The organism is Pseudomonas sp. GM49 (genome assembly GCF_000282355.1).
Taxonomy (GTDB): domain Bacteria; phylum Pseudomonadota; class Gammaproteobacteria; order Pseudomonadales; family Pseudomonadaceae; genus Aquipseudomonas.
The window spans coordinates 16,278-30,641 of the sequence record NZ_AKJL01000259.1; the positions used below are offsets into that span (position 1 = coordinate 16,278).

Genomic DNA, 14,364 nt, shown 5'->3' on the forward strand with positions numbered 1-14,364 from the left:
GCACCTTATGAAATTTGCCGTATCCCTGAGCATGGAACGCTTTTCCCCTGACGTGCCCATGCAGACCGTCATGGCCAACCTGCTGGAACTGGCGCAGATCGCGGATGAAGGCGGCTTCGAAACCCTGTGGACCTCGGAGCACCACACCCTCGAATGCACCATCGCCCCCAACCCGTTCCAGACGCTGGTGTGGCTGGCCCAGCACACCCAGCGCATTCGCCTGGGCACCGCGACGCTGGCCGCCGCGTACTGGCATCCGATCCGCCTGGCCGGTGAAGCTGCGCTGTGCGATCACCTGACCAAGGGCCGCCTGGAATTCGGTATCGCCCGCGGCTCTTATCAATACGAGTTCGACCGCATGACCCCTGGCCTGCAACAGCAGGAAGGCGTGGGCTATATGAAGGAACTGGTGCCGGCGGTGCAAAAGCTCTGGGCCGGGGATTACGCCCATGACGGCCATTACTGGAAATTCCCGCTGACGGCCGCCGTGCCCAAGCCATTGCAAAAGGATCACCCGCGTATCTGGGTGGCCGCGCGGGATCCGGGCACCTTCGATTGGGCCGTGAGCATCGGTGCCAACATTCTCTCCACCCCGCTCTCGGCCCCGGCGGCAGAAATCGCCGTGCTGGGCGAGAAATTCAACAAAGCCGTGGCCGACAACCCCCATGTACCGCGTCCGCGGTTCATGATGCAGCGCCGCACCTGCGTCTACGCCAAGCCGCAGGACTGGGAACTGCCGGTCAAGCACAGCATGGACTTTGGCCGCGCCTTCGAAAACCTCATGCAGAACGTCGGCACCGTGCACAACGGCTTCCCCGAGCCTGTGCCCTTTGAAGCCGTGCGGGGCAAGGAGAACTACAACCCGGAAAACATTCGGCGCAACCTGATGTTCGGCACCCCGGAGCAAATCATCGAAAAGTTGCTCGACTACGAAGCCGCTGGCGTCGATCAGTATTGCCTGGGGCTCACCTTCAACCTGCCATTCGAATTGCAGAAGCAGACCCTGCGCCTGTTCATCGATGAAGTGATGCCGGTTTTCGCCGAACGCGAACGCGCCAAACGCCACGACAAGGTCACGGGGTAAGCGCCATGAGCCAGGCACAACAATTCAGTGTGGCCAACGTCACGCTCAACTATCGCCTCGATGGCCATGGGCCGCGACCACTGGTGTGCATTCATGGCGTTGGCTCAAGCCTTGAAGCATGGAGTGATGTGGTGAACGGATTGAAAGATCAGTTCACCATCCTGACCTTCGACCTGCGCGGCCACGGCCAGTCGTCCCGCACCCCGGGACGCTATGAGATCGATCACCTCGTGGGTGAAACGCTGGCCCTGGCCGATCACGTTGGCTTCAAGCACTTCGACCTGGCGGGCTTCTCGCTGGGTGGTTTGATCGCCCAGCGCCTGGCGCTGACTCATCCGGCGCGGGTTCAGCGTCTGGTGTTGTTGTCGACGGTCGCCGGGCGTACTGCGCAGGAACGCGAACGGGTCCAGACACGTCTGGCGACCTTGCAAGCCGGCGAACCGGTGGCGCATTACGAAGCGTCGCTGTCACGCTGGCTGACCGAGGATTTTCAGACGCATCACCCTGAGGCCGTCAGCCGTCTGCGGCAGCTGAATGCCAACAATGATCCCGGTTGTTATGCGGCGGCGTATCGGGTGTTGGCGGAGTCGGATTTCGGCGACCAACTCCAGCGGATTCGCTGCCCGACGCTGATTGCCACCGGTGCCGACGATGCGGGTTCCAACCCGAGAATGGCGGCCCTCATGCACGAGCGTATCCACGGCTCGCAACTGAAAATCCTGCCGGGGTTACGCCACTGCATTCTCATCGAAGCGCCGCAACTGGTGGCGAATCTGATGCGTGACTTTCTGATTGATGATCCGGAGGTACAACATGGATAAGTCATTGCAAGCCCAGGGCGAAACGGTTCGCCGTCAAGTCCTGGGGAATGCATACGTCGACCAGGCGCTGGGCAAGGCCGATGATTTCTCTCGGCCGTTCCAGGACGTGCTCAACGAATACTGCTGGGGCATGGTCTGGACCGATGAAGGCCTGGACCTCAAGCAACGCAGCCTGCTGAACCTCGGCATGCTCGCGGCGCTGGGCCGCATGGACGAGTTTGCCACGCACTTCTGCGGCGCCATCCGCAATGGCCTTACGGACGAGGAACTGCGCTGCGCCCTGATACAGGTCGCGGTGTACTGCGGGGTGCCGGCGGGTGTCGAAGCCTTCCGCGTCGCCCGGAAAGCACGGGAAAGCATGGGTGCGACAGATTCTGCTACCGGCTGACGTCTCAACCTTGCACTCGCCACACCGCTCATGCTGTAAGTGCCCCGCACAACAACAAAAATTTTCAGATTGCACCCTTGCGCCCGTAGCAACTGAAAGACCATTAACTGCCAGAAGCCCAAAAAATTTCTATTGATGAAATTTTCCACAGATTGAAAAACAACAATTGGAGGCAATTGGTGAGCGAACGACTGAAGATTGAGAACCTCTACAAGGTCTTCTCCTCAACCCCGGACAGAGCCATGCAGCTCTTGACCGCCGGCGCCAGCAAAGACCGGATCCTGGCCGAGACCGCGACGGTGGTCGGCCTCAACAACGTGTCGCTGTCTATTCCCAGCGGTGCGATCTACATGATCATGGGTCTCTCCGGCTCAGGGAAATCCACCCTGGCCCGCTGCATCAACCGCTTGAACGAACCCACGGCCGGCAAGATCCTGCTGGACGGCAAAGACCTGGTGGCCCTGAACGAAAGCGAGTTGCGAGAGGTGCGACGGACGCGCATCTCCATGGTGTTCCAGCACTTCGCCCTGCTGCCGAACAAGACCGTGATCGAAAACACCGAGTTCGGCCTCAAGCTTCGCGGCGTACCTGCCGCCCAGCGGCGCAAACGCGCCGAGGAAGTGCTGGCCATCGTCGGCCTGGCCAAGTGGGCCGATCATCACCCCCATGAACTGTCCGGCGGCATGCGCCAGCGGGTTGGTCTGGCCCGCGCCCTGACCACCGACGCCGATGTGTTGATCATGGACGAAGCCTTCAGCGCCCTCGACCCGTTGATCCGCACTGAAATGCAGGACGAACTGCTGCGCCTGCAACGCACCCTGAAAAAGACCATTCTGTTCATCACACACGACTTCCAGGAAGCACTGAAGCTCGGCACGCGCATTGCGATCATGGCGGACGGCCAAGTGGTGCGCGAAGGCACGCCCCAGGAAATCGTCGCCAACCCCGGCAGCGACTACGTGGCCGGATTCACCCGCGAGGTGGATCGCTCGCGGCTTTTCGATGCGCGCTCGATCATGGAGCAAGCCGGCACCCTGCTGGTCCAGGACGACATCCGCATCGTCGGTAATGAAAGCGCCAGCGCGTTTGTGCTGAATGCCGCCGGCGAGGCAATTGGCGTGCTGGACTCCCGTGCACTGCTGGCGGTGGGCGGTGGTGCCGATGCTCAGCAACGCCTGTCGCTGCAGTTTGTCAGCGTGCCGGCCAGCGCCAAGTTGGTGGAAGTGGCACGGCTGCTCAAACCCGGCCTGCCGGTCGCGGTGGTCGAGGCTGACGGTGTGTTTGTTGGCACCCTGAACAGCGCCCACATCCTGGATTGCATCGCCGGCCTCCCTTCCAGCCCCCCGGCCACTCGCCCTTTCGTCTCGGAGGTTGCACACCATGCTTAGTTCAGAAGACCTCGCCGTTTTCCCCGTGGACCAATGGATCAGCCAATGCGTCGAGTGGCTGGGCATTCATTTTCGCCCGATGTTCCAGGCCATTCGCTGGCCGGTGGAGCACCTGCTGGCCTTCAGCGACACGGTGATCCACGCCATTCCATTCCCGGTGATGGTGCTGCTGATGTTCCTGATCGCTTACCGCGCCGCCAGCCTGGGGGTAGCGCTATTCAGTGCCATTGCCCTGGTGATCATCGCCACGCTGGGGGTGTGGGACGAGGCGATGACCACCCTGTCGCTGATCACCACGGCGATTGTCATCTGCATGGTCATCGGCATTCCCGTGGGAGTTTGGTGCGCCCGCAGTGAACGGGTCTGGGCCGTGATGCGACCGATCCTCGACATCATGCAGACCACGCCGACCTTCGTGTACCTGGTGCCGGTGGTGATGCTGTTTGGCGTCGGCACCGTGTCGGGCGAAGTGGCGGTGGTGATTTCTGCCTGCCCGCCGCTGATCCGCTTTACCTACCTGGGCATTCGCATGGTCGAAACCGAACTGGTCGAAGCAGGCCAGGCCTTTGGTGCCGACCGTCGCCAATTGCTCTGGGAAATCCAGTTGCCCCTGGCGATCCCGACCATTCTCGGCGGGCTGAACCAGACGGTGCTCACCGCTATGGTGATGTCCGTGGTGGTGGCGATGATCGGTGCCGAAGGTCTGGGCCTGGTGGTGTTGCAAGGCCTGGGACGGATGGACGTGGGCCGTGCGGCGGTGGGTGGGATCGCCATTGTGTTGCTGGCGATGATGCTCGACCGGATCACACAGAACCTGGCACAACCGACGCCGCACAAGCGCAAGTCGCTGTTCAAACGGCTGCTCAACTCGCGCCAGGTCAACGCATAAGAGAAAGAAGTCATGAATGCCAGTTATTGACTGCCGCACCTTAACCATAACGAGAAAAACAAAGAGGAAAATCATGATGCGTCCATTCAACGCCTTGCTTGGATTTGCAGCAACGTTGTCCGTGGTGGGTCTGGCTTGCACTGCGGTGCAGGCCGAGGACCTGCCGGGCAACGGCAAGACCATCCGCTTCGTGCAGTCGGAAAGCACCGGCGGTAACTACGTCATCACCAAAATCGCCATCGAAGCCAGCAAGCGCCTCGGTTACGCCACCAAGTTGAGCACCGTCAATACCACGCTGTTTTTCCCGGCAGCGGCCCAGGGCGACCTGGACCTCTCGATGGATGTGACCCTGCCGCAGTTGCAACCCAGCTTTGACAAGGTCAAGGAACGTACTGAGGTAGTAGGCGCCGGCTCTATCACTGGCGCCGGCTACAACGGCTACATGATCGACAAGAAAACCGCCGACGCTTACCACATCACAAGTCTGGAACAGCTGAAAGACCCGAAGATCGCCGGACTGTTCGGCAAGAACGGCAAGGCTGACCTGATCAGCTGCGACCCGGGTTGGGGCTGCGGCGATGTGGTCGACTATCAACTCGACAAGTTTGGCCTGAAGGCCACCGTCAACCCCGTGCGCGGCAAATATGAGGCGTTGATGTTCGAGAACGTCGCCCGTCTCAAGCGCGGCGAACCGGTGTTTTTCTATGCCTGGGCGCCGTCGTGGATGACCAACACCATGGTGCCGGGCAAGGACGTGGTGTGGCTGCCGACACCGTTTGACGCCCTGCCTGGCAATGTACCGAGCACCACTTCGGCGTTGACTCCCGGGGTGGCGGGTTGTGCCGGTGGCGCCGACCCATGCCGCATGGCCATGGCCGCGTGGAACTGGTACGCCATCGGCAACAAGCAATTCATCGCCGCCAACCCGGCCATCAAGTCCCTGGTGGAGCAGATGACGTTCCCCCAGTCGACCTGGAGCTACTGGGAAAAAACCATCAGCCAGGATGGTTCAAGCGAACGCAATATTCGCAAGTTGGCTGACGACTGGATGAGTGAAAACAAGGCGACGATGGATGGGTGGGTGGCCACGGCCAAAAACGCTCAGTAGCGCCAAATGCCTTGTGTTGAGCGGGGGCTCCCGCTCAACACAAAAAGCTCTGTTTGACAGCCTGTAATCAGAAAAAAACGACTGTTGCCCCCCAACCAAACCGCGAATTCCCCCCACCGCCCTGCCCTAGCATTAGTTGAACTCAGACGATTGGGAGTAACACCATGACCAACAATTACCCGTTGCTGTTCAAGGCCCTCTGCTATGTGGACGGCCATTGGGTGCACAGCGACAGCGGCCACAGCATCGCCGTGCATAACCCCGCCGATCAGACGTTGATCGGTCATGTACCGCTGCTCGATCAGCCGCAGATCGTCGCCGCCGTCGATGCCGCGCACCGTGCTTTCTTCGACTGGCGTGAACAAAGCCTGGAGGCACGCGGGAAGATTTTGCGGCGCTGGGCGGCATTGATTCTTGAGCATCAGGAAGACCTGGCGCGGATTCTAAGCCTGGAGCAAGGCAAGTCCCTGGCCGAGTCCCGTGGCGAAATCGCCTATGCCGCCAGTTTCATTCCATGGTTCGCCGAAGAGGCACGGCGCCTGTACGGGCAAAACATTCCCAGCCACATCCCCGGCGCGCACCTGGGCACAGTCAAGGAGCCGGTCGGCGTCTGCGCGTTGCTGACTCCGTGGAATTTCCCCTCGGCCATGATCACCCGCAAAGCGGCCGCCGCCCTGGCCGCCGGTTGTACTGTTGTGATCAAACCAGCCCATGAAACACCTTACTCGGCGTTCGCCTTGGCGCAACTCGCCGAGGAAGCGGGTTTCCCGGCCGGAGTGTTTAACGTGGTGCTGGGTGAACCGCAGATGACCATGCAGACCCTGGTGCAAGACAGCCGCGTGCGTTCGGTGAGTTTCACTGGTTCGACCCGCGTCGGTAAGTTGGTGCTGCAGGCGGCGGCTCAGGATGTGAAAAAGGTTTCGCTGGAATTGGGCGGCAACGCGCCGTTCATTGTCTGCGCCGACGCCGATCTTGAGCTGGCGGTGAAAATCGCGGTAGCGGCCAAGTTCCAGACCTCCGGCCAGGATTGCTGCGCGGCCAACCGCATCATGGTCGAACGCTCGGTTTACCCGGAATTTCTCAAGCGCTTTGCCGCTGCCGTGCGTGAGTTGAAAGTCGGTCCGGCAATGATCGGCGACCGCGAACAACAGGTCGATGTCGGCCCGTTGATGCACCAGGCCGCCTTCGATGTCACCGCTGAACGTGTCGCCGATGCTTTGCAACAAGGCGCGCAACGGCTGGTCGGCGGCGAGGCCCATGCCCTTGGCGGCTTGTTTTACCAGCCAACGGTACTGGCCGACGTCACACCGCAAATGCGCATCTACCGCGAAGAAAATTTCGCGCCGATTGCCGGGGTAATGCCGTTCGACACCCTCGACCAGGCCGTCGAGATGGCCAACGACACCGAATACGGTCTGGCCGCCTACATTTGTTCCAATCGCCTGGACCTGATTTACCCGCTGATCCGCCGACTCGACCACGCCATGGTCGCTGTCAACGGCGTCAAGTTCACCGGCCATCCGATCCCGTTCGGTGGCATGAAAGCCTCGGGGCTCGGCCGTGAAGGCGGCACCGAGGGCTTCGAAGCCTTTGTCGAAACCAAATACTTTTGCTTGCACCATCAAGGCCAGTTCTAAGGCCAGTTCTCAGGAGACATGCCATGAACCAAGAACTCGACTCGCTGTTCGAACAAGACCGTGCGCACTTCATGCACCCTTCGACTCACGCCCATGACCACGCCAGCGGCGCGCTCAAAGGACGCATCATCCAAGGCGGCTCGGGTATCCGTATCCGCGACCACGTAGGCCGTGAACTCATCGACGCCTTCGCCGGACTGTACTGCGTGAACATCGGCTATGGCCGCACCGAAGTTGCCGACGCGATCTACAAGCAAGCCAAGGAGCTGGCCTATTACCACACCTACATGGGGCACTCGACCGAAGCGATCATCGAGCTTTCGAGCCGCATCATCGACTGGGCGCCTGAAGGCATGAAGAAGGTCTATTACGGCCTTTCCGGTTCCGACGCCAACGAAACCCAGATCAAACTGGTGCGCTACTACAACAACGTATTGGGTCGCCCGCAGAAGAAAAAAATCATCTCCCGCGACCGTGGTTATCACGGTTCGGGGATCATGACCGGCAGCCTGACTGGTCTGCCGAGCTTCCATCAGCATTTCGACCTGCCGGCCGAAGGCATCAAGCATACCGTGTGCCCACACTGGTATCGCAAGGCGCCGACCGGCATGGATCAAGCCGCGTTCGTGCGTTATTGCGCCGACGAACTGGAGAAAATGATCCTCGCCGAAGGCCCCGATACCGTCGCCGCATTCATTGGCGAACCGGTCATGGGCACCGGTGGCATCGTGGTCCCTCCTGCCGGTTACTGGGCAGCGATTCAGGCGGTGCTGAACAAGTACGACGTGTTGCTGATCGCCGACGAGGTGGTCTGCGCCTTCGGTCGCCTGGGTTCGAAGATGGGCAGCCAGCGTTATGGCATGCGTCCGGACCTGATCACCACGGCCAAGGGCCTGACCAGTGCTTATGCGCCGCTGTCAGCAGTGATCGTCGGCGAAAAAGTCTGGGATGTGATCGAAAAAGCTTCAGAATCCCAAGGCGCCATGGGCCATGGCTGGACTTATTCCGGGCATCCGATCTGCGCGGCGGCGGCCTTGGCCAACCTCGATATCCTGGAGCGGGAAAACCTCACGGCCAACGCCGAAAAGGTTGGCGGTTACCTCAACCGCCGGCTGCGCGAAACCCTCGAAGGCCATCCGTTGGTGGGTGAAGTGCGTGGCGACGGCATGCTCGCCGCCGTCGAGTTCATGGCCGATCGTGAACAGCGCACACCATTCGATACGGCCTTGAAGGTCGGTCCGAAAGTCTCGGCAGCCTGCCTTGAGCGCGGCATGATCGCCCGGGCGATGCCCCATGGCGACATCCTCGGCTTCGCCCCGCCACTGATCCTGACCGAGGCCGAGGCGGACTTGATTGTCGATATCACCAAGGGAGCGATTGACCAGGTGGCCGCAGAAGTATTGGGTTAACGCTATCGTTGTGGCGAGGGAGCTTGCTCTCTCGCCACTTAAGTTGATGCCCTGATACTCCCCCGTCCGTAACAGAGTTCTTTGACGATGCACAAGCTCGACCGCTATGACCTGAAAATCCTGCATCTCCTTTCCGAGGATGGGCGTATCACCAAGTCGAACCTGGCCGAGGCGATCAACCTGTCCGTAACGCCCACGTGGGAGCGCGTGCGCAAATTGGAAAGCGCCGGCCTGGTGAAGGGCTATCGCGCGGTGATCGACTGGAACCTGGTGTTCAAGAGCCAGCAACTGTTGGTGGAAATCACTCTGTCCCAACACACGGCACACGGCATGCGCCGCTTCGAACAGCGCATGAACGATGCCGCCGAAGTGGAGTTCTGCTACGCAACCGGAGGCGGCGTGGATTACATCGCAATGATTCGCGCGCCGGACATCGATCAGTACCAGCGCTTTATCGACCAGTTGCTGCTCGAAAGCCTGGGCATCGAACGCTACTTCACCTACATCGTCACCAAGACCATCAAGACCGGCGGGGCGCTGCCGTCGCAGGCGCTGGCCCCCCTACCGACCTCTGACTAACGCCAAGTTTTGGCCCAACAAACTCAAATCTGATCCGCGTCGTGATAGAGCTGCGCAAAGCTCAGCAGACCGATTAGCTTCTCGATCTGAGCCAGAGACTTTTGCCTGGCTTTCCACACCGGCGTGACGACGAACTCCTTGGGGAGAGTTGAAAGATCCTGTTCCAGGACGAAGGCAAAAACCTGAAGTTTGCCATCCTTCACGGCGCAAACAACCTTCCAGAAGCGAGACGGGATCTGAACTCGCTCGGTTCCAGAAAACACTTCATCGTTGTCGGACAAAACCGGCCCGGCAAAAATGCAGTAACGCTCAGAATCCGCTTGCGACCCAATAAAGTTCTCTAGCTGTCCCCAAATACCACTCTTGCCGGTCTGGTTGAAATTTCCACGCTGAGGGGAGCAGTTGGTTACGTGGTAGGTATCACCATTAGCCCGCTGAATTTGTTCAAAAGTTTTTCCCCAGCAGACATCTTCTCGACGAACAATGTGCCCCTTATCAAACGCACCATTGTCCTTGGTGTAAAACCGATCCGGAATCTGAAAACGCTCGTCAACGCGCGGGTCAAGAACCCACTTTTCCATTTCTCCTTTTTTGAGCAGACCTGTAAGTCCGGCCCGTGTGTAGTCATGCCCCGGTTGCGGTTGTACAACTTGCGTGCGGCCATCAACATTCGAGGCCGTGAAGATGGCCAGCTTTCTTTTCCGGTGCAAAACGACACTGAAGTGCTCGTAAGGAATGATTGAATCGCCACTCTTGGTTGGGGCGATCAACGACGGGTCATTGACCTCAGGGAGGGGGGTGTCGAGACCGAGAAAATTCAAATCGAAGCCAGTTCTGGTCGAGTAATCAATATCGATAATCGGCTCTTTGTAAGTCTCCGTCGCGACGCTCACATCTGTCATGTCTGCAGCAACATTGCCGGCCAGATTTCGCTGCGTCCCCAGCCCCAATCTTGCTGCGAGACCGGCAAATGGCTCACCCAGTTCAAGCACCAATGTCCCCAGTTCCAAACGCCCTCCCCCGGTAACGGACGCATAAACAGGTGTTGAAGCCGACGCAGGCGCAACTGAAGCAGGTTGCAGAGTAACCTCCTCGCTTCGACGAGAGGCGTGAAACGCGGTGGAAAGGATATCGCCCCCTTCCCGCGAGGCCACCAACTCTGCCAGATAGCCCTGGTTTTCTGGCGCCGCCTGATCAATGTGAGCGCAAATACTACTGATACGTATGCCTTCGTTGGCGGCCCACTCCACAAGCGAATCTTCAACACCATCAAGGCTGTCGACCGAAGAGCCGTCACGTAGCATCGGGCGGCCTGAAGCGTCTTTCTTCGGCACGCCTGAGTGGTGCAACGCCACTACCTGAAAACTATCGTTCAGAACCGCCGCACCACTGGAGCCGGGGGCCGTATCACTTCGGTACAAAAGCACGTCCGCCAGACTGTCTTCCATACATTCATTTTCCCGAATGGCCCATTGCCGAGGCGCACCACCAGGATGCTGGACAATCGTGAGCCATTCGCCTTTCACCGCCTTACCGCTGGTTGGCATCAACCGGTGGTAGCCGAAACGCGATAATGGTGTAGCTCCATCGACTGACTTGGGTTCCACTGCAACCAAGGCAAAGTCCAACTCGACGTTGTTAAAAAAATACAGGTCTGGCCGCAAATGAAATCGGTAGGTTGGTTCAGGATCGCCGGCCACGTTCATTCGATAGTTAAACTCTGCCAATGAGGGCGCAGCCTCTTCAGCGCTGCGCAAAACATGCTCATTGGTGAGTAGCAGTCGGGGCGACACCATGAACCCTGTTCCTGAACCCAGAGATCGCCCATCTTGCCCACGAATCAGAATGCGACAAACCGGCATGCCCGCCAGCAGGGCCCGATCAAAAAAAAATTCGTCGACCAGATCGTTCGTCCCCATGATCCGCTCTTGCTCGACTGAGGTTGGCCGAGCACCTCCGGCAGATAGAAAGGCTCGCCTCACTAACAGCTTGAGCGGTAAATCGTGAGCCTCAACCGTTGGTGCAGTGCTCAGTGGTTGTTTGCCGCCGCTCGCCGCCAAGGCGGCTCGTTGTGCGCTCAAATCCAGTTGGTGCTGACGAACGATGCCCATTCAATCTCTCCTTTATCTTCCCGGACGCGAGACTAGTGACGCGCTAGCAGTCAAAGGGTAGACGAGGAAGTGTCAGGCCATGAGCAGTGTTGATGGGTACTTCGCGAAAGGAAGAACAGGGCAAAGTCCAAGATTGAGCCTCTTGCCCATACACAGATATGGCCAGCCGAAGATCCATCATTGAGGCTGATCAGCGGATTGATCATGCAAAGCCTTAAACCCGCGCTGCAAATCTTCGATCAACGCCGCGACATCTTCCAGGCCGATATGCAACCGCAACACAGGATTCATTGTGCGATCAGCCGTGCTGTTACGGTGTTGGGTATCGGCCAAGGTGATCAGACTTTCAAAACCACCCCAAGAAGCACCCAAACCGAATAGCTGCAGTGCATCAATAAAGCGCTCGACATACGCGTCGTCCGCCTCGCTCAATTCAAAGGACAGCAAGCCGTTGCTGCCGGTGAAATCTCGCTGCCACAAGACGTGGCCAGGATGATCGGTCAAGGCCGGATGGAACACCCGTTTCACCTGCGGTTGCGCTTGCAACCAAAGAGCGACTTCCAAGGCCTGGCGCTCATGCACCTCCAGGCGTGGCGCCAACGTCCGGGCGCCTCGCAATACCAGATAAGCGTCGTCGGGGCTGACGGTCGCGCCAAAGGCATCGCTCATATTCATCATGGGCTGCCAGACTGCTTCACAGGTGCAGACACTGCCCATGACCACATCACTGTGGCCGCTCAGGTACTTGGTCAGCGCCATGATCGAGATGTCCGCACCAAGTGTCAGCGGTCGGTACAGGTAACCAGAGCCCCAAGTATTATCGACGGCCAGCAAAATCCCTCGCGGTTTGCACAAGGCAGCGATGGCCGGCAAGTCGCACAGTTCATACAACAAAGAGCCTGGCACTTCGGTGTAGACCATTTTGGTGTTGGCTTGCAATTGAGCCTGCAAGTCACGGCCGTCCGGGGCGAAATAATTGACCTGAATACCGAAGGGCTGAAGAAACTCCCGTGCCAGACGCCGCACAGGTGCGTATACCGCGTCGGTGATCAGCACATGGTCGCCGGGGCGCAGGTAAGCGAGAAACGTCTGCGCGACCGCTGCCAACCCGGTACCGAACAAGCGAGTGCGATAACCCCCCTCCAGCTCGGTGACCAGGTCTTCGAGGGCAAACGCCGTTGGATTTCCGCGTGCTCCATAACTCAGCACACGCTCGCTATCACGGCGAGCTCGGGCGTCACGCATTTGCGCCAGGTTGTCGAACAGCACGGTGCTTAAGCGAGTGACCGGCACATTGACTGCGCGGCCGCCGGCACCCTGAGCCCGCGCCGAATGCACAAGGCGCGTACGCACCTGCGAATCCGAACGAGCGGGAGGTTGTAATGGCTTGAAACTGGCGATTTCCTCGTCGCTCATCTGCGCCAGCAAACCGATTTCCCAAGCCAGATACTGACGCGCCGCGTCTTTGTTGCCGCAGTGGCGGTCATGGGTAAAAAACAGAAAATCGATGCATCGATCACTGGATGGCGTGTCCGGGTTTTCCTGCACGGCGAAACCCGCTGCACGCCAGGCCTCGAGCCCTCCGTCAAGCAGTTGCACCTGCGCACGCTGGGCGTGAGGTAATTCCTGTGCGGCGAGCGCAGCCAGTTGCGGATCATCGGCCAGTAACACCAGCGGTCGCTGTTCGCCCGCGACGTGTGACGCCAGCAACGAGCGGATCGACCAGCTCGCGCCGACAATGTGCCCCTTGCGATAGGTCATGCTCGGACGAAGGTCGATCAGCGCGACGGCGTTATCTTTCAACGCATCAGAGAGTGCCCGTGCAGTGATCGTTGACAACTTTTCATGAGCGAGAACTTTACCCGCGGGTAACGCCAGGCCACTGCTCACGCCACCTTCCAGCACATACGCCTCATGCCCCAATTGGCGCAGCCAACTCGCGACGATAGGCGCCCGTACACCATCGCTGTCGATCAGCACCAACCGCGCCTGACGCACGCCGATATACAGATCAGTCGATTGAACCAACTGACCGCCTGGCGTGTGTTGAGCACCGGGTAAACTGCCGGCGGCAAACTCTTCGGCGGTGCGCACGTCGCACAAAAACAGACTGCGCCCGACGTCTGTGGCCCACTGCTCGACCTTTGCAGCCGTTACCGTTTTCACACCGGCCCGCTCCGCCAGTTGCGCGGCCGCCAGACGTTGCGCCGTTAGTGGTGCAACGGACACCGCATCGGCATAACGACGGCTGCTGCCATGCTCCAGTTGAAAGTCTTCCAGGTACCAGCCCTGGGTTCCGTTTTCCAACGCGAAGACCGGATTCTTCAAACCCAGGTTTATCAGCGTCTGCGCACCGATAATGCTACGGGTTCGACCAGCGCAATTGATCACGATTGGCGTGCTGTTGTCTGGCACCAGGTCATGGATTCGATAGCCCAGCTCGCCGTTCGGGCAGCACACTGAACCGGGAATGGTCATCTTGCGGTATTCATCGAACGGCCGGCCGTCGAGTACGACCAGTGGCTCGCCACGAGATTGCCAATCGGCCAATTGTTGCGCGGTGACATGCGGTGTATGACTGGCCTCTTCCACCAATTCGCCAAAAGCCTTGGACGGGACATGCACGCCGGCGAACAGTTGATAACCGGCGGCCTGCCAACCATCCGCACCGCCCTCCAGAACGTGCACGTTGCCATACCCCAACGCATGCAGGCGCCGGGCAGAACGCGAAGCGACATCACCGCCGTTCTGGTCATAGATCACCAGCCGCACCTGGGGATTCGGAGCAAGACGCAGCACCTCCAGCTCCAGTCGGCTGTAAGGCAGATTGACCCCGAAAAACAGATGGGCCTCGCCATACTGACCATGCTCGCGCACATCAAACAGGGCAATTTCCTGCCCATCAAACAGCCACTGCTGCAATTGCCCTGGGGTTACGGTCTGGCTCATA

11 protein-coding genes are annotated in these 14,364 nt (G+C 59.4%); 9 read left to right on the plus strand and 2 right to left on the minus strand.

Features of this window, described 5'->3' with window-relative positions; genetic code table 11:
• Positions 1–7: 7 nt before the first annotated feature.
• The 9 genes from PMI29_RS07190 to PMI29_RS07150 all read left to right on the plus strand — a co-directional run bounded on the left by PMI29_RS07190 (position 8) and on the right by PMI29_RS07150 (position 9,303).
• Positions 8–1,084 carry an LLM class flavin-dependent oxidoreductase gene (locus PMI29_RS07190; RefSeq protein WP_008001665.1) on the plus strand — a complete coding sequence of 359 codons (1,077 nt, stop codon included), beginning with the start codon at positions 8–10 and terminating at the stop codon, positions 1,082–1,084.
• A 5-nt stretch (positions 1,085–1,089) separates the two neighbouring features.
• Positions 1,090–1,905 carry an alpha/beta fold hydrolase gene (locus PMI29_RS07185; RefSeq protein WP_008001666.1) on the plus strand — a complete coding sequence of 272 codons (816 nt, stop codon included), beginning with the start codon at positions 1,090–1,092 and terminating at the stop codon, positions 1,903–1,905.
• Positions 1,898–2,293, plus strand: a complete 396-nt coding sequence (locus tag PMI29_RS07180; protein WP_008001668.1) for a carboxymuconolactone decarboxylase family protein — start codon at positions 1,898–1,900, stop codon at positions 2,291–2,293. Before PMI29_RS07185 ends, PMI29_RS07180 begins: the two co-directional genes overlap by 8 nt.
• A gap of 242 nt (positions 2,294–2,535) precedes the next feature.
• Positions 2,536–3,681: a quaternary amine ABC transporter ATP-binding protein gene (locus PMI29_RS07175; RefSeq protein ID WP_081501705.1), complete on the plus strand. Its 1,146-nt coding sequence runs from the start codon at positions 2,536–2,538 to the stop codon at positions 3,679–3,681.
• A complete protein-coding gene (locus PMI29_RS07170; protein ID WP_008001672.1) occupies positions 3,674–4,570 on the plus strand; it encodes an ABC transporter permease in 897 nt (298 codons plus the stop codon). The genes PMI29_RS07175 and PMI29_RS07170 overlap by 8 nt, the downstream gene beginning before the upstream one ends.
• A gap of 73 nt (positions 4,571–4,643) precedes the next feature.
• On the plus strand, positions 4,644–5,678 hold the full coding sequence (gene proX / locus PMI29_RS07165) for a glycine betaine/L-proline ABC transporter substrate-binding protein ProX (protein WP_008001674.1): 1,035 nt from the start codon (positions 4,644–4,646) through the stop codon (positions 5,676–5,678).
• Positions 5,679–5,842: 164 nt separating this feature from the next.
• Positions 5,843–7,315: an NAD-dependent succinate-semialdehyde dehydrogenase gene (locus PMI29_RS07160; RefSeq protein ID WP_008001677.1), complete on the plus strand. Its 1,473-nt coding sequence runs from the start codon at positions 5,843–5,845 to the stop codon at positions 7,313–7,315.
• 23 nt (positions 7,316–7,338) lie between these two features.
• The gene (locus tag PMI29_RS07155) at positions 7,339–8,724 is read left to right on the plus strand and encodes an aspartate aminotransferase family protein (protein WP_008001679.1); all 1,386 of its coding nucleotides are present in this window, start codon (positions 7,339–7,341) and stop codon (positions 8,722–8,724) included.
• 87 nt (positions 8,725–8,811) lie between these two features.
• Positions 8,812–9,303: an Lrp/AsnC family transcriptional regulator gene (locus tag PMI29_RS07150; RefSeq protein WP_008001680.1), complete on the plus strand. Its 492-nt coding sequence runs from the start codon at positions 8,812–8,814 to the stop codon at positions 9,301–9,303.
• A 23-nt stretch (positions 9,304–9,326) separates the two neighbouring features.
• Here the strand turns inward: PMI29_RS07150 and PMI29_RS30630 are convergent, their stop codons facing one another.
• Both PMI29_RS30630 and metC read right to left on the minus strand, forming a co-directional pair.
• Positions 9,327–11,414, minus strand: coding sequence for a DNA/RNA non-specific endonuclease (locus PMI29_RS30630; protein WP_008001683.1), 2,088 nt, complete (start codon positions 11,412–11,414; stop codon positions 9,327–9,329).
• 177 nt (positions 11,415–11,591) lie between these two features.
• Entirely contained in the window at positions 11,592–14,363 is a 2,772-nt protein-coding gene (gene metC, locus PMI29_RS07145; RefSeq protein ID WP_008001684.1) for a cystathionine beta-lyase, read from the minus strand.
• Position 14,364 lies beyond the last annotated feature (1 nt).